Annotated in this window: 24 protein-coding genes; 11 read left to right on the top strand and 13 right to left on the bottom strand. The window is 64.3% G+C overall.

What is annotated here, in order from left to right; all coding sequences use genetic code 11:
* Positions 1-3: 3 nt before the first annotated feature.
* The 4 genes from IM701_RS14345 to IM701_RS14330 are packed head-to-tail and all read left to right on the top strand — an operon-like array spanning position 4 to position 2581.
* Positions 4-708, top strand: a complete 705-nt coding sequence (locus tag IM701_RS14345) for a ferritin-like domain-containing protein (protein ID WP_230487721.1) — start codon at positions 4-6, stop codon at positions 706-708.
* Positions 709-752: 44 nt separating this feature from the next.
* On the top strand, positions 753-1364 hold the full coding sequence (locus IM701_RS14340; RefSeq protein ID WP_193827304.1) for a lysophospholipid acyltransferase family protein: 612 nt from the start codon (positions 753-755) through the stop codon (positions 1362-1364).
* Positions 1357-2166 carry a DUF1295 domain-containing protein gene (locus tag IM701_RS14335; RefSeq protein ID WP_193827303.1) on the top strand — a complete coding sequence of 270 codons (810 nt, stop codon included), beginning with the start codon at positions 1357-1359 and terminating at the stop codon, positions 2164-2166. Before IM701_RS14340 ends, IM701_RS14335 begins: the two co-directional genes overlap by 8 nt.
* A 1-nt stretch (position 2167) precedes the next feature.
* On the top strand, positions 2168-2581 hold the full coding sequence (locus tag IM701_RS14330) for a hypothetical protein (protein WP_062345370.1): 414 nt from the start codon (positions 2168-2170) through the stop codon (positions 2579-2581).
* Positions 2582-2859: 278 nt separating this feature from the next.
* Here the strand turns inward: IM701_RS14330 and IM701_RS14325 are convergent, their stop codons facing one another.
* The gene (locus IM701_RS14325) at positions 2860-4608 is read right to left on the bottom strand and encodes a bifunctional UDP-sugar hydrolase/5'-nucleotidase (protein WP_193827302.1); all 1749 of its coding nucleotides are present in this window, start codon (positions 4606-4608) and stop codon (positions 2860-2862) included.
* Between the two features lie 184 nt (positions 4609-4792).
* Between IM701_RS14325 and IM701_RS14320 the strand changes: the two genes are divergently transcribed.
* Complete coding sequence (locus tag IM701_RS14320) at positions 4793-5428, top strand: TetR/AcrR family transcriptional regulator (RefSeq protein ID WP_062345449.1); 636 nt, start codon at positions 4793-4795, stop codon at positions 5426-5428.
* Positions 5429-5484: 56 nt separating this feature from the next.
* Here IM701_RS14320 and IM701_RS14315 read toward each other — a convergent pair whose 3' ends face one another.
* Together IM701_RS14315 and IM701_RS14310 are read right to left on the bottom strand one after the other, a co-directional pair.
* Positions 5485-5943 (bottom strand): thermonuclease family protein, encoded by a 459-nt coding sequence (locus tag IM701_RS14315; protein ID WP_062780469.1) that lies wholly within the window; start codon positions 5941-5943, stop codon positions 5485-5487.
* 325 nt (positions 5944-6268) lie between these two features.
* Positions 6269-6616 carry a DMT family protein gene (locus tag IM701_RS14310; protein ID WP_039333480.1) on the bottom strand — a complete coding sequence of 116 codons (348 nt, stop codon included), beginning with the start codon at positions 6614-6616 and terminating at the stop codon, positions 6269-6271.
* A 111-nt stretch (positions 6617-6727) separates the two neighbouring features.
* Between IM701_RS14310 and IM701_RS14305 the strand changes: the two genes are divergently transcribed.
* Positions 6728-7078 carry a hypothetical protein gene (locus IM701_RS14305; RefSeq protein ID WP_193827301.1) on the top strand — a complete coding sequence of 117 codons (351 nt, stop codon included), beginning with the start codon at positions 6728-6730 and terminating at the stop codon, positions 7076-7078.
* Between the two features lie 8 nt (positions 7079-7086).
* Here the strand turns inward: IM701_RS14305 and IM701_RS14300 are convergent, their stop codons facing one another.
* From IM701_RS14300 to IM701_RS14275, 6 genes are all read right to left on the bottom strand, one after another.
* Positions 7087-7410, bottom strand: a complete 324-nt coding sequence (locus IM701_RS14300) for a hypothetical protein (RefSeq protein WP_062345379.1) — start codon at positions 7408-7410, stop codon at positions 7087-7089.
* A gap of 150 nt (positions 7411-7560) precedes the next feature.
* A complete protein-coding gene (locus tag IM701_RS14295) occupies positions 7561-8433 on the bottom strand; it encodes a 3-hydroxyacyl-CoA dehydrogenase NAD-binding domain-containing protein (RefSeq protein WP_193827300.1) in 873 nt (290 codons plus the stop codon).
* Between the two features lie 87 nt (positions 8434-8520).
* Positions 8521-9087 carry a cob(I)yrinic acid a,c-diamide adenosyltransferase gene (locus tag IM701_RS14290; protein WP_062345380.1) on the bottom strand — a complete coding sequence of 189 codons (567 nt, stop codon included), beginning with the start codon at positions 9085-9087 and terminating at the stop codon, positions 8521-8523.
* 18 nt (positions 9088-9105) lie between these two features.
* A complete protein-coding gene (locus tag IM701_RS14285; protein ID WP_039333487.1) occupies positions 9106-9336 on the bottom strand; it encodes an HIG1 domain-containing protein in 231 nt (76 codons plus the stop codon).
* Positions 9333-10178, bottom strand: coding sequence for a tRNA glutamyl-Q(34) synthetase GluQRS (gluQRS, locus tag IM701_RS14280; protein ID WP_193827299.1), 846 nt, complete (start codon positions 10176-10178; stop codon positions 9333-9335). Before gluQRS ends, IM701_RS14285 begins: the two co-directional genes overlap by 4 nt.
* A gap of 135 nt (positions 10179-10313) precedes the next feature.
* Complete coding sequence (locus IM701_RS14275) at positions 10314-10451, bottom strand: hypothetical protein (protein WP_156135743.1); 138 nt, start codon at positions 10449-10451, stop codon at positions 10314-10316.
* A gap of 157 nt (positions 10452-10608) precedes the next feature.
* On the opposite strand from IM701_RS14275, the gene guaA reads away from it, so the two are divergent.
* Entirely contained in the window at positions 10609-12183 is a 1575-nt protein-coding gene (guaA, locus tag IM701_RS14270; protein WP_193827298.1) for a glutamine-hydrolyzing GMP synthase, read from the top strand.
* A complete protein-coding gene (locus IM701_RS14265) occupies positions 12174-12587 on the top strand; it encodes a GNAT family acetyltransferase (RefSeq protein ID WP_039333494.1) in 414 nt (137 codons plus the stop codon). Before guaA ends, IM701_RS14265 begins: the two co-directional genes overlap by 10 nt.
* Here the strand turns inward: IM701_RS14265 and IM701_RS14260 are convergent.
* Complete coding sequence (locus IM701_RS14260; RefSeq protein ID WP_193827297.1) at positions 12584-13585, bottom strand: DUF3047 domain-containing protein; 1002 nt, start codon at positions 13583-13585, stop codon at positions 12584-12586. The two genes, IM701_RS14265 and IM701_RS14260, sit on opposite strands and share 4 nt — an antisense overlap.
* A 193-nt stretch (positions 13586-13778) precedes the next feature.
* Between IM701_RS14260 and IM701_RS14255 the strand changes: the two genes are divergently transcribed.
* Positions 13779-16523 (top strand): [protein-PII] uridylyltransferase, encoded by a 2745-nt coding sequence (locus IM701_RS14255; RefSeq protein ID WP_193827296.1) that lies wholly within the window; start codon positions 13779-13781, stop codon positions 16521-16523.
* Between the two features lie 58 nt (positions 16524-16581).
* Positions 16582-17142, top strand: coding sequence for a YqgE/AlgH family protein (locus IM701_RS14250; protein ID WP_039333498.1), 561 nt, complete (start codon positions 16582-16584; stop codon positions 17140-17142).
* 68 nt (positions 17143-17210) lie between these two features.
* Here the strand turns inward: IM701_RS14250 and IM701_RS14245 are convergent, their stop codons facing one another.
* From IM701_RS14245 to hflK, 3 genes are all read right to left on the bottom strand, one after another.
* Entirely contained in the window at positions 17211-18734 is a 1524-nt protein-coding gene (locus IM701_RS14245; RefSeq protein WP_174544599.1) for a Do family serine endopeptidase, read from the bottom strand.
* Between the two features lie 126 nt (positions 18735-18860).
* Positions 18861-19712: a protease modulator HflC gene (gene hflC, locus IM701_RS14240; RefSeq protein WP_193827295.1), complete on the bottom strand. Its 852-nt coding sequence runs from the start codon at positions 19710-19712 to the stop codon at positions 18861-18863.
* A 1-nt stretch (position 19713) separates the two neighbouring features.
* Complete coding sequence (gene hflK / locus IM701_RS14235) at positions 19714-20829, bottom strand: protease modulator HflK (RefSeq protein ID WP_039333728.1); 1116 nt, start codon at positions 20827-20829, stop codon at positions 19714-19716.
* Between the two features lie 361 nt (positions 20830-21190).
* On the opposite strand from hflK, the gene IM701_RS14230 reads away from it, so the two are divergent.
* Positions 21191-21958 carry an Mrp/NBP35 family ATP-binding protein gene (locus IM701_RS14230; protein ID WP_230487866.1) on the top strand — a complete coding sequence of 256 codons (768 nt, stop codon included), beginning with the start codon at positions 21191-21193 and terminating at the stop codon, positions 21956-21958.

Raw genomic sequence — 21958 nt, 5'->3', positions numbered from 1 at the left:
ACGATGCCCAAGGTCATCGAATCTCGCGTGATTGAATCTCCCGGTTTCTTGCGCCCCAAACCGGCGCAACGCTTCCGCGCTCGTTTCCTCGACGTCCTCGCGTCGATCTACATCTACAACGAGCATCGGGGCTACACTTCGCTCGACCGGGTACTCGAAGCGGTAAGGGTGCGTTGTCCGGATAACCCTGCCTTCATCGCCGCCATCGAGAAACACCGCGCCGACGAGCGCAAGCATTACGTGATGTTCAGGCGCTGGTTCGAATTGCAGGGGCGGATGCCGCTTGCCGTCGATTCCACTTGCGGGCACATCGATCGCTTCATTCAGAAAGTGTTCGGCTGCACGATCGACGAGCTCGACACGCAGGGCGTGATTGCCAGCCCCGAGGCATTCGAGAAGCTGTGCCGGGTCATCATGCTGACCGAACAGCGGGGCATGCGGCAGGTCGAAATTCTGCTGGAAAATCGCCATGTCCGTTCGGACAAGGCGTTGAAGCGCATATTCGAGGTCGTCGAGAAGGACGAGCCCGACCACTGGATGCCTTATGCGGCATGGCTCGACTCGCAGGGGCGTGAGAAGGCGAAATGGCAGGAGCGCTGGGCCGACTACTGGATCCACAAATCGCTGATGCTGGTTAAACTGCCGAGCCTGTTCCTGCGCCGGTCGACGCCCCGGATGGCTGCCTGGCCTGATTCAGGGGAGCGTTAGACAGGGCACCGCTCCCGCGCTAGTCTCCCGGCGGGGAGAAGACGATGGACGGGGCAATCGAGGACCGCAGGCCCAGCCTGCTGTCGCGCGCGGTGCGAAAGCTGTTGGTGTGGTTTTACCGTAGCCAGGGGTGGAAGGCCGTAGGCGCGCCGCCCGAGGATGGGCGCTGCGTGATCATTGCCGCACCGCATACCTCCAACTGGGACTTCCTCTACTTCATCGGGCTGACCGAGGACTTGGGCCTCAAGCCCCATTTCATGGCGAAGGACAGCCTGTTCCGCTGGCCCTTGGGCGGCTTCATGCGCGACATGGGCGGGGTTTCGATTGATCGTTCGGCCCGCAAGAACGTCGTCGACGCCATGGTCGCCGAGTTTGCGCGCCGCGATCGCTTCATGCTGACCATCGCGCCCGAGGGCACGCGCAGCGCGGTCGGCCAATGGCGCAGCGGGTTCTATCACATCGCCCTGAAGGCGAAGGTGCCGATGGTCGTGGGCATGATGGACTATGGTACCAGAACCGGCGGGCTCGGCCCGGCCATCTGGCCATCTGGCGATTACGAGGCCGACATGCGCAAGATCTTCGACGTCTACCGCAAGGTCACGCCGAAGCATCCCGGCCGTGGGCTGACCGAACCGCCGGAGGTTACCGATGCCTGATGCGCTGCTCCACGCCCTGCTGATCAACGTGGCGATCCTCGTGGTCGGCATGGGCCTGCTGTGGCGCGTGGCGGTGCGCATCGGCGACGTCAGCTTCATCGACGCGGTGTGGGGCGGCGGCATGGGCGTGCTGGCGGTGGCCTCGTGGCTGCACGTGAGCGGTGGCCCCGGCGCGCGGGCGAGCCTGATTGCGGCGATGGCGGTGATCTGGGCGGCGCGATTGGCGTGGCACCTCTACACCCGCTGGCGCGGCCATGGGGAAGACCCGCGCTATGCCAGGATGCTGGGCAAGGCCAAGGCGCAAGGCAATTTCGCGTCGGCTGCGCTGAAGTTCGTGTTCGCTCCGCAGGCGCTGCTGCTGTTCATCACCTGTCTGCCTGCGCAACTGGGCATTCTCGGCAGCGCAAGGCCTGCACCGCTGGGCGCGCTGGCCTTGGCCGGAGCCGCGCTGTGGCTGGTCGGCATCGTGTTCGAGGCGGTGGGCGATGCGCAACTGCGCGCCTTCCGCGCCGATCCCGCCAACAAGGACCGCGTGCTTCAGACCGGCCTGTGGCGCTATACCCGCCACCCCAACTACTTCGGCGACGCCTGCGTCTGGTGGGGCATCTGGCTCGCCGCCGCCGACGCCGGCCGGTGGGTCGCGCTGGCAAGCTTGATCGGCCCGGTGTTCCTCACCTTCACGCTGACGAAGTGGTCGGGCAAGCCGCTGCTGGAAAAGGGCATGGAAGAGCGGCGGCCGGGGTATCGGGAGTACGTGGAGCGGACGTCTGGGTTTGTGCCTTGGTGGCCGAAGCGGGGGTGAAATGAGCAAACCACGCTGGGTGAGCAAGCTTTTCGAGCGCAGACTGTTCTGGGTGGCGACCGGCGCGTTTGCTTCAGCCCTCACAATGCTTTCTGCGCAGGTGATCGACAGGTTCTATTTCAACCAACCGGAAGAGTTGGTGATACGAGGAGCAAATCTGAGTGATGAACTGAAAACTGAACTGATTGAGACAGTTGGAACGTGTTTGGGGCGTTTTGATCTCGATACTGGCCCGCATGACTACAGCGTGCATATTCCAACGAACCGCCTCGGGAAAAAGGACTATGAGTGTCTCCTGAGAAAGGGCACCGGGATCGGGGAATTCGTTAAGGCTGAAGAGTACTATCAAGTCGTTCCGGGTACCGTCTGGGAAGGATCGGGCTGGACCATTGAGAGGCCGCTCCCGTCACCCTGAACTTGTTTCAGGGTCCATCTTTCAGCACGAGCGGCGGCTTGATCGGCGAAATGGATCCTGAAACAAGTTCAGGATGACGGAAGACAGACGTCGGGCATCAATGAGGAACAGGCTATTCGACTGCCTCGCTCTTTCGCCACTCCCCAACCGTCGCCCCGGCGCAGGCCGGGGTCCATTCCGGTTAGGTCCGGCGTTGCTGACAGCGAGGTTTCGCAACGTTGACAGGTCATGGGCCCCGGCCTGCGCCGGGGTGACGGAGGTTGGAGCGGGTACGGCGGTTACCTCACCACCCCAGCCCGCACCTCCTGCGGCACCGTGCGCACGGGCACGGCCTTGATCCAGCTTTCCAGCGCATCGATGTCGGTCGGGCCGGTGACCGTATCGGGCTTACCGACGAAGCCCGAAAAGCCATCGCCGCCCAGCCCGAGGAAGCCATTCACCGTCACGCGGTAGGTCTTCGCCATGTCCAGCGGCTTGCCGTCGAGCGTGATCGTCACGATGCGGTTCCCTGAAGGCCGCGCCGGGTCATAGCGGAACTCGAAACCCACGGACGGCGCCAGCGCTTGTTTCGGCCCGGTATCGTCCAGCCCCTCTTCCAGCACGGCCTTGATCTGCGCGCCGGTCATGCTCTCGGTCACCACGTTGTTGCCGAAGGGCTGGCACAGGTAGATGTCGCCGAAGGTCAGCGTGCCGTCCGCCGCAGGGACCAGCGGGGCGCGGATGCCGAAGGGGTTCATGAAGGCGATCTCAGCGCCCTTGTCCCGCGTCGCACCGAGTTGCGCATCGGCGATGAGATTGCCCAGTGGACCGCCCGCGCCGCCTTCTGCGCCCTCGTTCTTGGGCGCTGCGCGATCAATCTTGCCGATCGGGCGCTGGGTGTATTCCTTCGAGGCCTCGACGTATTTCGCCACGTATTGCGCGATGTCGGCCCGAGGCTGAAACTGCGGGAACAGCGGCGTGTTGCCGAGCGGCCCGCGCGTGGAGGTGTAGGGCACCGATTGCACGATCACGTTTTCGGCCCGCTTCGAAACCACGCGCCCTGCCACCGGATCGATGCTCAGCGTGATGTCGGTAACCAGCTCGCCATAGACGCCCGCGCTGGTCAGCAGGAACGGCTTGGCCGGGTTGAGCTGCGCGTAATCGCAGACATAGGCCCAGTGCGTATGGCCCGAGACGACCACGTCCACGCGGCTATCCAGCCGGTCGAGGATCGGGCGGATGTCTCCGGCGAAATCATTGCAGCCTTGCGGGTTCGGATCGCCCTTGGTCCGCCCGCCTTCGTGGATCAGCACGACGATGGCGTCCGCCCCTTGCGCCTTCAGTTGCGGCACGGCGGCGTTGATCGTGTCAGCCTCATCCTCGAAGGTCAGGCCCTGGATGCCGGTCGGGTTCACCAGATTGGGCGTGCCCTTCAGCGTCAGCCCGATCACGCCCACGGTCACCGCCTGGTTGCCCGAACCGAAGGTCTTGAGCCCGGTTGCCGGAAACAGCGTCGAGCCATCGGCGCGCTTCGTGCTGGCGGCGAGGTACTTGAAGGTTGCGCCGGTGAATTTCTCGAGTGCGCAAGGTTCCTTGTCGGTGAACTTCTCGCAACCTCCATTCTGCATGCGCTGCAGTTCCTGCTGGCCGCGGTCGAATTCGTGATTGCCAACCGCGTTGAAGTCCACGCCGATGCGGTTCATCACGCCGATCGTGGGCTCGTCCAGATAGAGCGAGGAGGCGAGCTGCGAAGCCGAGATCATGTCTCCGGCCGAAACCGTCATTGACTGCGGATGCTTCGCCCGGATCGAATCGATTGCCGATGCCAGCCTCGCCGCGCCGCCTGCGGGGACTGGCGTGATGCCACCCTTCCCATCGCCGACATTCACCGCCTGGCGCGGTGGTTCGAGGCTGCCGTGAAAGTCGTTGATCCCGACGATGCCGACCTCGACCGGCCCCGAGGCTCCGCCGCCCGCCATCGGCGCGACACAGGCGCCGAGAAGTCCGGACAGGGCAAAGGGCAGGACAAGACGAACGCGCTGATGCATCGGGAAAGCGACCTTATCGTAACGGGTGCAACCGGTTGAGGGCGACCTAGCCCATTGGTGTTGCGCTTTGAAGGCCGTTTATGTGGGGCAGGCCGATCAGCCTTCGTATGCGCAACCATTGTCTCGGGCGCCATGCCTCCCTACAATGCGCAAGAGGCCCAAGACTGAGGACGCACAGGGAACCATGGCTCCATCCGCAGCAGAGCAAGACGCCATGCGCGCCCGGCTTGTCGAACTGGCGCAATCCATGGTCGAGGAACGTGGCGGGGCCGGGCTCAACCTCTCGGAACTTGCCGCACGCGCCGGGATCAGCCAGGCCAACCTCTCGCGCTATTTCGAAAGCCGTGAAGAGCTGATGGAGGCGATTGCCGATCACTGGTTCAAGCCGATGGTCGACATCATGGAAGACGTTCTGGCGAGCGACCTGCCGCCGCGCCGCAAGATGTACGAATTCTTCGCCCGGCGCTTTCTGGTGATGAAGAAGAAGTGGGAAGCCGACCCGGCAAAGCTCCAGACCTACATCGAGGTCGGGAACGAGAACTTCGAACAGATCCGCAGCTACATCGACCTTGCCGATCACTACCTCGGCGAAATCATCGGCGAGGGGATGAGCGACGGGCATTTTGCCGGGCTCGAAGTCGATGAGACGATCAGCCTCGTCAACCAGATGTGTGCCCCCTACTGCGCGCTGAATACCATGACCACGTTCATGGAACGCCTGAATGAGGACAAGCTGGCGCGCATCGTCGACGCGGTGTTCGACGGACTTTCCGCCCAGGATCGCGGTGCAAAGGCGCTCACAGGCCTGCGTGCGGCCTGAAACTCCGGGTCAGGCGTGACCGATTATCGGGCCGTTTGCCGGAGCCGTAGCTTGGATCAGGCCTCGCACCAACTGCTGCGCCGGCCCTTCCAAAGTTCGGCGAGGCCTTCGGCCTCGAGAATTGCGCCGAGGCTGCGCCCGTTTCGCGTGACGACCCGCAGCGCGCGGCCATAGCGGTCAGTGCCGCGCCCCTGCACTTCCAGTTCGAACGGTCCGGCATTGAGTAATTCGACCAGCCGGTGTGTCGCCCGCATGCCGAGCCTGGCTTCCGCCACGCATGCAGGCTGGGAAGTTTCGGGCGTGTTGATGTCCGCGATGCGGATCTTGAGGCCGTTGAGCCAGAAGGTGTCGCCATCCACGACGCAGGTCACGCGCGGGCCCGGGGCGCACAATTCGAACCGGGCTTGCGCCGTGTCCGGCGGGGCCGCGCTGGCAAGGGCGTTATCGGCGAGCGACAATGCGGCAAGCGACGTGAGGCCGAGAGCCGTGGCGAGGAGGACTGTGATCTTGTGCATGGACGGGTTCTGGAAGGTCCGGCTCCGTCCCGCGCCTCCGTATGCCTTCGCTCAGTGATGAGGCTAAGGGGAGGGACTCAGGGCTTCCAGCTCAGGTATTTCTCTCAGTGGTAACCACTGGATAACCGGCTCGTGCCATAGTCGTTCCATGTTCGGACCACGGCTCACCACGATATTTGCAAGCCGCTGGAAAGCGCTGTGGTGGGCAGGCTCGATCCTGCTTCTCACCTGGTCGCTGGTGCCTGCTGCCGAGGACCGCGACTCTTCCGGGAGCGCAAGGCCCGCACACGTCGATCCCTGGGCGAAGGACGCGAAATAGCGCCCGCTATTTGCCGCCAAACAGGAACGCCACGGCGGCCATGATGCAGGCGAACGCGGCGAAGTGCCGCCAGTGCAGCGGCTCCTTCAGAAACACGACCATGAACACCCCGAACACGATCAGCGCGATCGCCTCCTGCGTGATCTTGAGCTGACCGGCGCTCCATCCGCTCAATGCGCCGATGCGATTGGCCGGCACGGCCAGGCAATATTCCAGCAAGGCAATGCCCCAGCTGATCAGGATGACCAGAAGCACCGGTCGCTGGGCGACAGCTGCGGGGCCGCCCTGGATGTGCCAGTACCAGGCAATCGTCATGAACAGGTTGGACAGGACAAGCAGGACGATCGTGGTCATTGGTCGGCAAATTCCGATGGGCAGGGGGCCGATGGGAAGGGAATGCGAAAGTTGTGCGAATCTTAACGGTTGAGCCCGCAATAATGCGTAGCCACATGCCAGAGGTAGCCGATGTCCGATGCCAGATCGACTTATCGCTATGCCGTACTTCTGCTGGGCGGAAGCGTGCTGGTCGTGGGTGAGCTGATCGCCAGCGGTCTCAGCAGCAAGGCAAGCGCTCCCGCACAGGCAGACATCGCCACTGCCGAGAATGCCGCAGCGCTTCAAAGACAGTCCGCTTTTGAAAAGTGGGCTGATGAAGGCGAGATGGCAGAGGGGAAAGGGCGACTGATCGGCGAGGTCGAACTGGACGGAAAGATGGTCGAACTTCGCCAGCTTCCTGACGGTGTCGAGCCTGGAGATCCAGATCACGACTTGCCCGCCGACGAGGTCGCGGCAGGGCGGGGTGAACCCGCGCCCTGATTTCGGCTTCAGGCTCCGCGCGGAGTCTCATCGTCTTCGGGCACGCCCTCGCCGTAGATCCCTGCCTCATCGTCGTCGTTGCGCTCGCCGCGATAGGCGCTCATGTCGATCCGGCCGGAGCTGACCATCTGCTTCATGTGGTCAACGAGGTCGGGTACGTCGGCGTCGTCACCACCAAGCCCCTGGCCGGTTACCTTCTCGCCCAGATCCTGCTCGCCCAGCACGCTGGTCGCCCGGGAAAGAGCCTCGTCGGCAACGGTCTGCGCCTGGGCATCGCCGTCTTCCTGCTCGGTATTCACCGCTTCGGGCGCTGGCGTCTTGTCGTCGATCATGGGCGTATCTCCTTTGCCGAAGACTACGCCCTGATCGCCTGCCTGTTCCTCAGAGCGATCCGTTCCGATTGCATCGTACGGATCGCTCTGGATTCTTGTTTTGCCGCGTTTTCCGAGTCACCAGATGATTCCATCTGGTTCGAAAACGCTCTAGCGCGTGGGGACCGGCACTTCGCCGGAATAGTCGTAGAAGCCGCGCCCGCTTTTGCGGCCGAGCCAGCCTGCCTCGACGTACTTCTGCAGCAATGGCGCCGGGCGGTACTTCGGGTCGCCGGTCGAGGCGAGGTAGATCTTCATGATCTCGAGCAGCGTGTCGAGGCCAATGAAGTCCGCCAGCTCCAGCGGGCCCATCGGATGGTTGAGGCCAAGCTTGACGCCCTTGTCGATGTCGACGATCGAACCCGTGCCGCTGCCCAGCACGAAGGCCGCCTCGTTGATGAACGGCACGAATATGCGGTTGACGATGAAGCCCGGCTCGTCCTGCGAGAGCACGATTTCCTTGCCGATGTTCGCCACGTAATCACGCACCGCCTCGATTGTGGAAACCGAAGTGGCAAGGCCAGGGATGACCTCCACCAGCTTCATCAGCGGTACGGGATTGAAGAAGTGGATGCCGATGAAGCGCTCCGGATCCGGCGAGGATACTGCCATGCGCGTGATCGGGATCGACGAGGTGTTCGACGCCATGATTGCATGGGCAGCAAGGTGCTTTCCGGCGGATTCGAAGATCTTGTGCTTGATGTCCTCGCGCTCGGTCGCCGCTTCGATCACCAGGTCGGCTTCAGCGAGGGCGGCGTGATCAGAGAAGGTGTGCAGGTTGGCGACGGTCGTTGCAGCGAGGGCGGCATCGACCTTGCCCTTCTCGACCAGCTTGGAGAGGCCCTTGGCGATCTTGTCCCTGGCCTTGTCAGCCAGTTCGATCGACACGTCGCCGAGCAGGACCTTGAGCCCCGCCTGCGCCGATACCTGGGCGATGCCCGAACCCATCTGGCCCGCACCGATCACTGCAACCGTCTTGATCATGAGGATGTCCCGCTCTGAATGAAATGCGGGAATGGCGGTTAGCGAGCGGCGGGACGTTAGTCCACCTGATGCTAGCGCGAGGCGCGTTCAGGGTTGGCGCGAGGCGCCAGGAACCCACAGCGGGTCGCTGCCCGCATTCGTCGCCCGGGCCAGCACGAACAGATAGTCCGAAAGCCGGTTGAGATAGGCGAGCGCCTGCGGGTTCACCGGCTCTGCATCGGCCAGTGCGACCGCGCTACGCTCTGCCCGGCGCACGGTAGCGCGGGCGACGTGAATCCGCGCCGCGGCCTCCGCTCCGCCTGGCAGGATGAAGCTGGTCAGCGGCGGCAAGCCTTCGTTCAGCGTATCGATCGCCGTCTCCAGCCACGCGACCTGGCTCTCGACCACGCGCAGGACCATCTCGGAAGGGGTGAAGTCATCGCCGGGCGTGGCAAGATCCGCGCCCAGATCGAACAGGTCGTTCTGGATGCGCTGCAGGTTCCGCGCCGTGGTTTCCGACGCGACGACTGCGGCAAGGCCGATCAGGCTGTTGGCCTCGTCCACCTCGCCGATGGCCTGCATGCGGACATCGTGCTTGGCGCGGCGGGAACCGTCGACAAGGCCGGTGGTGCCGTCATCACCGGTGCGCGTGTAGATCTTGTTGAGCTTGACCATTGCTGTGGTGTGCGCGCCTCAGCGCGAGAAGGCGAGCAGGATGGCGACCGTAACCACGGCGAGTCCCTGAAACTTGATGCGATTGAACATCATCTTGTTCTGCAGCAACTGGTTTGCCGTCGCGCCCGAGGCGGGATCGCGGTTGAGATCTTCCTTGGTGCTGTTCAGGAAGGCGATGATCCCGCGCACGAGCGAGACGACCGTCAGCGCGACGAAGATGATGATCAGCGGGATCAGGACGTAGTTCATGGACACTGATCTATGGCGTCGGACAGCGAAATACCAGTGTCAAATAGGGTAGCGCGGACCTCGGCTGCGACGGCGCGCCCGTCCTCGCCCGCCCGCCGCCGGTCCGCCAGGGCCGGGGCGTCGCGGCGCTTCGCCAGCTTGCGCCCATCGGCCTCCACCAGCAAGGGATGATGATGCCACACCGGCACCGGCAGGCCGAGCAGATGCTGGAGCAGGCGGTGGATGTGGGTCGCACGGAAAAGGTCCATGCCTCGCGTCACGTGCGTCACGCCGTCGGTTGCATCGTCAAGCGTTGCGGCAAGGTGGTAGCTGGCCGGCGCATCCTTGCGCCACAGGATCACATCGCCGAAGATTTCAGGCGTGGCGATCTGAACGCCGTGGCGCTCGTCAGTCCACTCGAGTTCGCCCGCGAGCAGCGTCGCCTGCTCCATGTCCAGCCGCCATGCGACTTGCGGGCCGGGCGTAGGCCCGCGGCGCAGGCAGGTGCCGGGGTAGAGCGGACCGTCAGGCCCATGCGCCACGGCGGCGGCGGCAACCTCGGCGCGAGTGCAGGTGCACGGGTACAGAATGCCCATCGCGCGCAGCTCGTTGGCGGCGGTGCGATAATCTCCAACTCTCGAGGACTGGGGGGCAACTTCCCGGTAACTCAGCCGCAACCAGTCGAGGTCTTCGCGGAACTCTGCGGCAAGTTCGGGGCGCGAGCGGGCGCCGTCGATGTCCTCGATGCGCAAAAGGAACTCGCCTTGATCGCGAATGGCTCGGTCATGAGCGACGATTGCGGAAAACGCATGCCCGAGATGGAGCGGTCCGTTGGGACTGGGGGCAAAGCGGGTGACTGTCATGGCGCGAGCCTAGCGCGGTGCGACGGAGGCCGGAAGTCTGTCAGAAAGGGCGCTGGCAGAAGGTGCGCTGGATAAACAAAACGGCTGCCCCGCCGGGGCAGCCGCTTTTGTCGTTTATCGCATTTCCCTGCCTGCTCAGGCGAGCGTGGCAGTCCACATCAGGCTGCTGAGGCCAGCAGCGAGGATGATCGGGAATGCAAAAGCCGTGATGGCGCGCATGGTGTTCCTCCTGTTGAGATCACCTTGCAGGACATCCTCCCAGTTCGTGTTCATCCGGCAGGGTGGGCTGGAAGCATCGGAACTGCGGCCCAAATACGCCGAATGACCTATGCTGCAAGTGCGAACAGGGCACTTGCAGTTGCATGTAACGCAACTGCCACATTTCGCCCGCCATCTGGACAGAAAAGCCCGCTGCCACTATCGGCCAGCCATGAGCATCCAGCCTTCAGAATCGAGCCTGCCAGAGTCCGTCCTGATCGTCGACTTCGGCAGCCAGGTAACGCAGCTTATCGCCCGCCGCGTGCGCGAAGCGGGGGTCTATTCCGAAATCGCACCGTTCACGCAGGCCGAGGCCGCGTTCCACCGGATGAAGCCCAAGGGCATCATCCTCTCGGGATCGCCGGCCAGCGTGCCCGCCGATGGATCCCCTCGCGCTCCGCAAGTGCTGTTCGACAGCGGCCTGCCGATCCTCGGCATCTGCTACGGCCAGCAGGTGATGAGCCATCAGCTTGGCGGCAAGGTCGAGCCGGGCGATTCGGGGGAGTTCGGCCGTGCGTTCCTGACGGTGACCGAACCCTGCGTCCTGTTCGACGGGCTGTGGAAGGAAGGCGAACGTCACCAGGTGTGGATGAGCCACGGCGACAAGGTGACCCAGTTCGCTCCGGGCTTCCGCATCGTCGCGGTATCCGATGGCGCGCCCTTCGCGGTCATCGCCAACGACGAGAAGAAGTACTACGGTACCCAGTTCCACCCCGAAGTGGTCCACACGCCCGACGGGGGCAAGCTGATCGCCAACTTCGTGCGCCACGTCTGCGGCTGCACCGGCGATTGGACCATGGCGGAGTTCCGCAAGACCAAGATCGCCGAAATCCGCGAGCAGGTGGGAAGCAGCCGCGTGATCTGCGGCCTTTCCGGCGGTGTCGATTCGGCGGTAGCCGCAGTCCTGATCCACGAAGCCATCGGCGACCAGCTGACCTGCGTCTTTGTTGACCATGGCCTGATGCGCATGGGCGAGGCCGAGCAGGTCGTGTCGCTCTTCCGCAACCACTACAACATCCCGCTGGTCCACAAGGACGTATCGGCGCTGTTCCTTGGCGGCCTTGCCGGCGTGACCGATCCGGAAGCCAAGCGCAAGTTCATCGGCAAGACCTTCATCGACGTGTTCGAGGCCGAGGCCAAGCAGGTCGGCGGCGCCGACTTCCTGGCGCAAGGCACGCTTTACCCCGACGTGATCGAATCGGTCTCTTTCACCGGCGGCCCTTCGGTGACGATCAAGAGCCACCACAATGTCGGCGGCCTGCCAGAACGCATGAACATGAAGCTGGTCGAGCCGCTTCGCGAACTGTTCAAGGACGAAGTGCGCGCGCTGGGACGCGAACTGGGCCTGCCCGAGATCTTCGTCGGCCGGCACCCCTTCCCGGGCCCGGGCCTCGCCATCCGCATTCCCGGCGAGGTCACGCGCGAACGCTGCGACATCCTGCGCAAGGCCGACGCGATCTATCTCGAGGAAATCCGCAACGCCGGGCTCTACGATGCGATCTGGCAGGCCTTCGCCGTGCTGCTCCCGGTCAAGACCGTGGGTGTCATGGGCGATTTCCGCACCTACGACAGCGTCTGCGCCCTGCGCGCCGTGACCAGCACCGATGGCATGACCGCCGACATTTACCCGTTCGACGCCGGCTTCCTGTCGCGCGTGGCGACCCGCATCGTCAACGAGGTCAAGGGCATCAACCGCGTCGTCTATGACTACACCAGCAAGCCGCCGGGCACGATCGAGTGGGAGTGAGCGTCCGCGCAGCCACTGCGGCGGACCGTGAAGCCACGGTCGCGCTGTGGGAGGTTGCGGGGCTTACACGGCCGTGGAACGACCCCGGCGCCGACTTTGACCTTGCCATGGCGACGCCGACATCGACGATACTGCTGGCCGAAACCGGGGCAGAATTAGGCGGCAGCGTGATGGTCGGCTTCGACGGTCATCGCGGCTGGGTCTATTACCTCGCCACCGCGCCAGACCGCCGCGGGCAAGGCATCGGCCGCGCGCTGATAGGCGCCGCAGAGGACTGGCTAAAGGCGCTTGATAGCCCGAAGATCCAACTCATGGTGCGCGGCGATAACAGCGCCGCGCGCGGCTTCTATGACACCTTGGGTTACGAGCTGCAGGACGTCGTAGTTATCGGCAGGCGCATCTAGCGGAGCCTTATCTGCCGGAAGCGCGCCCTCCCTGCGCTCCGCTGGAACACACTGTTGGCTATCAGCCAGACACGCACGATCCGCTTCGGCATTGCCCCGCCCAACGCCGCCGCATAGTCTTCAGCGACGCGCCGTCGTTCCCCATGCCAATGACCCAAGCCTTGCGACCCGCTGCGCAAGGTCCAGTGCGTTTCTCGTTCACACCACCAGCCGAGCGGGCATCGGAAGACGTGCCCTTCAGGCAGGCCCGCGCTCCACATATACGTGAGATCCCGCCCATTATCGAACTCCACGGCTATGCTCAGGTAATCGTGGGTGAATGCGAGGTCTTCCGGCAGGGACGAAGGAAGTTGCTCCACAAGCCATTCCCAGCTCAGTTCCGTTTGGTCCGTCAGGGCGATGCCGACTTCTCTCTGAAGAATACCCACGTCACCCTCGGTCGAGACCGTGATGTCACCCGGATCGCCCATGTAGATGCGCCCATCGCCGATGCGCCATAGGTACTCCCACCCTTCGGGCTGGCCCGTAGCCGTCGCCTTCTCGTTCGATGGGATGACCCGCAGTCCGACGCCGGGGGCCTGGCGCCGCCGCTTCCCGGGCAAAAGCCCGCCACTCGTGTCAGCGAACTCGGACAGTCCCTTTGTCAGGAACGACAGTTCGCCGGTGCTCCATGCGACGTAGACCGCGTCGTGGGATATCAGCTTGCGCACGGGGCCGTCGCCGATGCGCATGTAAACCGTCGAGCGCGGTTCGACCACAAGCCCCAGCGGCTTGGAGAGCCATTGATGGCCGGTGGCGATCACCTGGAAATGTTCGCCCATGACAAAGCTGTAGCCACTTGGCGTCCATCGTTGTTCAGAGCCATCGAGCAGGATGGTGGCCGAAGGGTCGGGACCGCCCAGGGTCGATCTGCGGGCGGCGGAATTGCGGCGCTGCTGCCTCAAGAAGGCGAGAAAGGTTGCGCTTCTCGCCAGAAGTGATCGCTTGGTCTCGCCCATTGCTCCAATCCCCTCTTGCCTTGGCCGGAAGTGTGGACCTTTTTCCGAAGTGGACAATCCCTGCCTTGGAACAATACGCCCGACCTTCAGCACGCTGGCTGGGCCAGTTGGCCATACTTCTTTGATAGCTTGAGCCGGGAATGCCCCGTTTATCGGCTTACGCATCGGGGAATTGCGCGATAGAGCTTTGCTTATGATGCTTCCCCGGATTGCCAACCAGCGCGCCATCATTGACCGTCGGCAGCTTGCCGATGCCATCGCGGCGGCGTTCGCCGAGAAGGGCGAGAAATCGCGGCAGGCCGTGGTGGAGTTGCTTCGTACCGCGCTGGAAGACGGCCGCGCCGAGATCGCCCGCAGGCTGGAAGCCAAGCCTTCCTCGGGCACGGAAAGCGCGCAGGCGCAGGCCTTCCTTGTCGATCAGCTGGTCCGCATCATCTACGACCATGTCGTCGGGTGCATCTATCGCGCGAGCAATCGCTCGATGGGCGAGCGTATCGCGGTGATCGCGGTTGGCGGCTACGGGCGCGGAGAAATGGCGCCGCATTCGGACGTCGACATCGCGTTCGTCACGCCGATCAAGCCGACATCGTGGTGCGAGCAGGTGATAGAGGCGCTGCTCTATTTCCTGTGGGACCTTGGCCTCAAGGTTGGCCATTCCAGCCGCTCGCTCGACGAGGTCGTGCGCATGGCCAAGAGCGACCTGACCATCCGCACCGCGCTGCTCGAAGGGCGCTATGTCTGGGGCGATCGTGACCTTTTCGACAGCGCGTCGGCCCGTTTCTGGGCGGAAGTCGTCAATGGCACCGAAAAGCAGTTCGTCGCCGAGAAACTGCAGGAGCGGAACGACCGGCACAAGCGGCTGGGCGACAGCCGCTATGTCGTCGAACCCAACGTGAAGGAGGGCAAGGGCGGCCTGCGCGACCTGCACACGCTCTACTGGATCGGCAAGTACATCCACAAGGTGCGCGACGCCTCGGAGCTGGTCGACGTCGGCCTGCTCACGGCAGAGGAATATCGCGCCTTCCGCCGTGCCGAGAACTTCTTCTGGGCGGTGCGCTGCCATCTGCACACCATCACCAGGCGCGCGGAAGACCGGCTGACCTTCGACCTGCAGCGCGAAGTCGCCACCCGCATGAATTTCGCCGATCGCCCCGGCAAGAGCGCGGTCGAGCGGTTCATGCAGTACTTCTTCCTGCAGGCGAAACAGGTCGGCTCGTTGACCGGGGTGTTCCTGGCACAGCTTGACGGGCAGTTCGCCAAGGAAAAGCGCGGCTTCCTCGCCGCCTTGCGCAGCCGCCGTCGCAAGAAGGTGGGGCCGTTCGTGATCGAGGCGGGCAAGCTGGCCGCGCCATCCGACACGACCTTCCAGGAAGATCCGGTCAGGCTGCTGGAGCTGTTTTCCTGTGCCGCATCGGAACAGGTCGAGATCCATCCGGAAACCATGCGCATCGCCCGGCGGGATTCCGGCCTGATCGACGCCGCGCTGCGCAAGGATCCGCGCGCCAATGCGCTGTTCATGGAGACGCTGACCAGCCGCAACGATCCCGAGACGGTGCTGCGCTGGATGAACGAGGCGGGCGTGTTCGGCCGTTTCGTGCCCGACTTCGGCCGGGTCGTCGCGCAGATGCAGTTCGACATGTATCATCACTACACGGTCGACGAGCATACCATCCGCGCGATCGGCCTGCTGGCGCGCATCGAGAAGGGTGAGGTCAAGGACGACCACCCGCTGGCCAGCGAAGTGGTCAGCAAGGTCGCCTCGCGCCGCGTGCTCTACGTCGCAACGCTGCTGCACGACATCGCCAAGGGCCGTCAGGGTGACCATTCGGTGCTTGGCGCGGAAGTGGCGATGAAGCTGTGCCCACGCCTCGGCCTGTCAGCTGCCGAGACCGAAGCGGTGGCCTGGCTGGTGCGCTGGCACCTCTTGATGAGCGCAACGGCGTTCAAGCGCGATCTGGCCGATTACAAGACCATCGCCGATTTCGTGAACACGGTGCAGAGCCAGGAGCGCCTGCGCCTGCTGCTGATCCTGACCGTAGTCGACATTCGCGCAGTGGGGCCGGGCGTGTGGAATTCGTGGAAGCGGCAGCTGCTGGGCGACCTGTTCGTATCGGCAGAGGAAATGCTGCGGCTGGGCCACAAGACCCATGGCCGTGCCGAACGCATCGCCGCCAAGAAGAAGGCCGTCGCCACGATCCTGCGCGAGCGCGATGCGCTGATCGGGACGGTCGGCAAGCAGCTTGGCGATGCATACTGGATTGCCGAGCCGGAAGACATCATCGCGCTCAACCTCCAGCAGATGGACACCGCGCTGGGTGAGCCGCTTTCGGTGGAGGCGCACTGGTATCCGGCACGCGGGGCGACGCTCGTCACGGTGCTGGCGGCGGACCACCCCGGCCTGTTCTACCGCATCGCCGGGGGCATCCACCTTGCCGGTGGCAACATCATCGATGCGCGCATCCACACCGCCCGGAACGGCACTGCGGTCGACAATTTCCTCGTGCAGGACCCCTTGGGCCGCCCGCTCAACGAAGCCAGCCAGATCGCGCGGCTGAAGAATGCGATTGCCGATGCTCTGGCCAACCGGGTGAAGCTGGTGCCACAACTGGCCGCACGTCCGCTGGCGCGGCCACGTGCGGATGCGTTTGACGTGCGCCCGATCGTGATCTTCGATAACAAGGCCTCGAACCGCTTCACCGTGATCGAGGTGGGCGCGCGGGATCGCCCGGCGCTGCTCAACCAGCTTGCCCGCGCGCTTTTCGAGGCGCGGCTGGTGGTCCATTCGGCACACATCGCCACCTATGGCGAACGCGCGGTCGACACGTTCTACGTTACCGACGTGCTGGGCGAGAAGATCGACAGCGAGAGCCGGATGAAGACCGTCGAGAAGCGACTGCTCGAAGCGGCCGAGGATCGCAAGGTCAAGGCGGCGGCGTGATTGCCTGAGGCGATGACCGCACTCGCAATCGCCAAGCCGCGTTCCTATGTCATCAGGGATGAGTGAAGCCGAATATCTTTCCGGACGTCTGCTGCTGGCCATGCCGGGCATGGGCGATGCGCGATTCGATCATGCCGTGGTGGCGATGTGCGTGCATGACGAGCACGGGGCGCTGGGGATCGGCATCGGCCACGTGCGCGATGGGATCACCTTGCACGGGCTGCTGGAAGACGTTGGCATCGATCCCGGCGTTGCGCCCGATGTGCCCATTCTCAACGGCGGCCCGGTAGAGACGGCGCGCGGCTTCGTGCTGCATTCGAACGACTGGGGCGGCGAGGGCAGCGTCACGGTCAATTCGCTGTGCGACCTGTCGGCTTCGATGGATGTGCTGCGTGCGATTGCCGAAGGGCGCGGGCCGAGCCGCTATCTTGTGGCCTTGGGCTACGCCGGATGGGGTGCAGGGCAGCTGGAAGGCGAGATGCGGCGCCATGGCTGGTACGCGGCGCAAGGGCGCCCGGAGATCCTGTTCGAGACGCCAACCGGGCGGCGCTGGCAGCAGGCGTGGAAGCGCGAGGGCATCGATCCTTCGCACCTCGTGGCGCAGACCGGCAGCGCCTGAACTCCGGCCTAACAAAAGAGCCGCCCCATCGCTGGAGCGGCTCTTCCGATTCTTGCCTCTGACTGCGATCAGCGCACGCGCACGGGCACGTATTGCGCCGGCGCGCCACGGCGCTGGATGCGAAGGAGCACGGCTTCGCGGCCTTCGGTCTTGGCCTGGCGGACGATACGTTCGAGATCCGCAATCGAGGCGACGTTGACGTAGTTTGCCGAAAGCACGATGTCGCCGCGCTGCAGGCCCTTGGCTCCGGCATCGGATGACGCATCGACGGCTGTGATGACCACGCCCTTTGCGTCCTCTCCCGCGCCCAACTGGCGGGCGATCTGCGGCGTGAGCGGAATTGCCGCTACGCCAAGCGAGGACTGCAGGACGCTTCCGCTCTGCTGCTGCTTGCCGCCGAAGCCGCCATCTTCCTGCGCGTCGGGGTCGAAGCTCTGCTGGGCGAGTTCTTCCTCGGTCGGGCGCTTGCCGACCACGGTCTGGATGGTCAGGCGCTGCCCATTGCGGAGCAGTTCGATCGGGATACGCTTGCCGGGGGTAGTGTTGGCGACAATGAACGACAGGGTCTGGTCAGGCGTAACGTCCTTCCCATCGACCTTCACCACCACGTCACCGGCCTGCATGCCAGCCTTGGCAGCAGCTTGGCCTGGCTCTACCGCCTGAATGAACTCGCCACGGTTCTTCGGCAGACCGAGCGAGGCGGCAAGGTCTTCCGACAGTGGCTGGATACGCACGCCGAGATAGCCTCGATCGATTGCCTGGCCTGCGCGCAGCTTGTCGACGATGGGCGCGGCGATCTCTGCCGGAATGGCAAAGCCGATGCCGACCGATCCGCCGGTGGGCGAGAAGATGGCGTTGTTGATGCCGATGACGTTGCCGGCCATGTCGAACATCGGGCCACCCGAGTTGCCCCGGTTGATCGAGGCATCGGTCTGCAGATAGCGGTCATAGGCCGAGCCCGAACCGGTGTTGCGATAGACCGCCGAGATAATGCCCTGCGTGACAGTGCCGCCGAGGCCGAAGGGGTTGCCGATGGCGATCACCCAGTCACCCACGCGCGCCTTTCGCGAATCGCCGAACTTGACGAAGGGAAAGGGCGTCGGCCGGCTGATCTTGAGCACGGCGAGGTCCGATGCGGCATCCTTGCCGATCAGCTTGGCGGGGTATTCAGTACCGTCGGGCGTGGTCACGGTGATCGATTCGACCTCGCCCTGCCCATCTGCGGTGATGACGTGGTTGTTGGTCACCACGTAGCCATCGGCGGAGATGATGAAGCCCGAGCCCAGCGACTGGGCTTCTCGCGTCTGCGGGCCACCCTGACCGCCACCGAACAGGTCGCCAAAGGGCGTTCCGGCAAACGGGTTGTTGTTCTGCACCTTCACGCGCTGGCGAGTGGAGATGTTCACCACCGCCGGCTGGAGTTGCTGCGTGAGGTCGGCAAAGCTCGACGGCGCGCCAGCGCGGGGAACGACGCTGCGCATTTCCGACTGGTCGTTCTGCGCGACTTGCGCGCCTGCGGGGAAGCCTGTCACCAGGGTCAGTGCGCTGCCTGCGAGCAGCAGCGCCGAAGTCACACCATAAGCGTATCGCACGTGGCCTGGTCCTCTTTATCTATCATGCGCCGGGGGCGGCGCGGCTGACTTGTGCCAAAGTCGATTCACCCCCCTTGCGATGAACGGACTTTGAATGACGATGTTCCGTACCGTTCAGCTTGGGGATTACTTGCCCTTGAACTGCTTGAGGTACTCGTTGTCGGGCGAAAGCACGATCGAGGTGCTTGATCCCTTCTGCGCAAAGGTTGCGTCGTAGCTCTGCATCGCGCGGTAGAAATCGTAGAACGCCGGGTCCTTGTTGAAGGCATCGGCATAGGTCTTGGCCGCGGTCGCTTCGGCCGTGGCGCGGATGATCTGCGCCTGCTTCTGGCCTTGCGCGCGTATCGTGGCGGCTTCCTGCTGGCGCGCGGTGGCCATCCGGGTGAACGCGGATTCGAGCGGGGTGCCTTCGGGAAGGTCGGCCCGCTTGATGCGCACGTCGATCACCTGTGCGCCATACTCGCGCGCCTCGCGGTCGAGCCCCTCGCGGATTTGCTCCATTGCGCGGCCACGGTCGGCAGTGAGCAGCGAGCCGAACGTGCGCTTGCCGAGTTCCTGACGGAGAGCCGAGTTGAGGATCGGCTGGAGCTGTTCGGCGACGCGTTCGGTCGTCCCGGCGGTCTGTACCATGCGCACCGGATCGATGATGCGGAAGCGGGCAAACGCGTCCACTTCGAGGCGGCGCTGGTCGGCCGAGAGCACCTGCTGGCGCTCCATGTCGAGATCAAGGATCCGCTTGTCGACATTGACCACCTTTTCCATGAACGGAATCCGCAGGACGATACCCGCGCCGGTCTGGCCGAAATCGGTCTTGGGTTCGAACCTGTTGACCACGCGGTTGGGCTGGCCGAGGCGGATGATCACCGCCTGGGTTTTCTCATCGACCACGGTGAGGCAGCTGGCGGCCGCCAGCAGGGCAACGCCTGCGGCGATGACGATGGCCTTGCGTTCGGCCCAAAAGGTCTGGATCGCGCTCATCTTACTGACCCCCTTCCTGCGGCTTCTGGCTGCGCTTCATTTCGGGCAGAGGCAGGTAGGCCTGGGTATTGGGCGTCTCGACGATCACCTTGTCGGTCTGGCTCAGCACACGCTCCATTGTTTCGTAGTACATGCGGCGACGGGTGACTTCGGGGGCGAGCTTGTACTGCTCGTAGACCTTGTCGAACGCGGTCGCTTCACCGCCGGCGCGGGCTGTGAGCTGTTGCGCCCAGGCTTGCGCCCGGTTGATCTCGCTCTGCGCGTCCTGCTGGGCGGCGAGCACTTCCTTGAAGGCATCGACGACCTTGGCCGGCGGATCGGTCTTCTTGATGTCGACGCCCTGGATGACGACCCCCGAGCGATAGGCATCGAGCACGCGCTGCATGCGCTCGCGCACGTTGAGTTCGATCTGCGCGCGGCCGGATCCCATTACGTCGTTGAGGTTAACCTCGGCGATGGACTGGCGCATCGCGGCCTCGGCCACTTCGCGCACGGTCTGGTCAGGGTCGGCCAGCTGGAACATGTAGAGCTTCAGGTCCTTGATGTTCCAGCGGACGAGATAGGTGAGGTCAACCAGGTTCTGGTCGGCGGTGAGCATCAGCTTCTCGCCATCGCCCTCGGGGATCGATTCGCGGCGGATCGAGGTCACGTCCTCGACCTTGACCGACTGGATCGGCCAGGGAAGCGTGACCGCAGTGCCGGAATCCAGCGTGCGCGAATAGGAACCGAAAGTGGTGACCACGCCCTTTTCCTGCGGGGCGATCAGGTGGACCATCGAGGTGCCGAGGAATGCCAGCACGATGAGGCCGACCACGACCGGAGCCCACGACTTGCCATCGGGGCGCTGCGGCAGGCGCGGGATGTTGGGGCCACGGCCGCCGCCACCGTTGCCGCCACCCTTGCGGTTGCGGAAGATGTCTTCGATGTTCGGGCCACGCCGTCCGCTGTCCTTCGGACCATCGCCGGATTGCGGCGGGAGCCAGGGATTGCGCGGGCCTTCGGCACCCGGCGCCGCCGGCGGTGGTGTGGTGTCAGGAGCGTCACCGGAGGACCCGGCGCTCGATGTGGGCGCGTCGTTGCCGCCGCCCGAACCCCAGGGGCTTTTCTTGCCTGTCATGAAAAGGCCCGTCTCCCGGCCAAAGCGCGCGATCATTCCGCCCAAGTCTGTCATGACTTAGGTTATAGGAACCCTGCTCGTGAAAAACAGTGTCCATTCCCGAAAATTCATCTGCTAGGGCCGAACGAACAGCTCCGGGATGGAGCGGAACACGGGAAATGGCGTGAGCATCGACGAACAGGCACTGCGCAATGCGCTCGGGGAAGTGGCAGGGGACCGCCTGCAGACGGTGAAAGTGGCGGGCAATGCTGCGACTGTCATGCTTGAAGTCGGCGGGCTGGAGCGGCTCGATCGGGACAAGCTGGAAATGGCGGTGCGCGACGCTGCGCGCAAAGCGGGCGTTGGCGATTTGCGCCTTGGCATGACGGCAGAGCGCAAGTCGCGCGTGATCATCGCGGTGGGATCGGGCAAGGGTGGCGTCGGCAAGTCGACGCTGTCGGCCAATCTGGCGGTCGCCTTGCACCGGCTCGGGCGCAAGGTCGGTCTGGTCGATGCCGACATCTATGGCCCATCGCAGCCGCGCCTGCTCCTTACCGAAGGCCGCAAGCCGGAGGCCGAGGACAACAAGATCCATCCGATCCCCTCGCCCTATGGCGTGCCGATGCTGTCGATGGGACATCTGGTGCAGCCGGGGCAAGCAATCGCGTGGCGTGGGCCGATGGCGGGCAATGCGCTGGGCCAGCTGATCGACGCGCACTGGAGCGATACCGAAATCATCGTGGTCGACCTGCCGCCGGGCACGGGCGACGTGCAACTGACCATGCTTTCGAAGCATAAGCCGGCCGGTGCGGTGATCGTCTCTACCCCGCAGGACCTGGCGCTGATGGATGCGACCCGCGCGATCGGCCTGTTCGAGCAGGGCAAGGTGCCGATCATCGGCATGGTCGAGAACATGGCCGGCTACATCTGCCCCCATTGCGGCGAGGAGAGCGATCCGTTCGGCGTGGGCGGAGCAGAAGCGGCAGCAAAGACGATGGGCCTGCCGTTTCTCGGTCGCGTCCCGCTCGATATGGCGATCCGGCGCGAGAGCGATGCAGGCAATCCCCCTGCCGCAGGTGACAGCCCGCAGGCCGAGGCATTCCTGTCGATTGCGCGCTCGGTCCTCGCCTGGCTCGACGGGAAGCGCTGA

The organism is Novosphingobium sp. ES2-1, from assembly GCF_015169775.1.
Lineage (GTDB): Bacteria > Pseudomonadota > Alphaproteobacteria > Sphingomonadales > Sphingomonadaceae > Novosphingobium > Novosphingobium subterraneum.
Note: the sequence above shows the minus strand (reverse complement) of the source record. Positions and strands in the feature narration are given on the sequence as shown.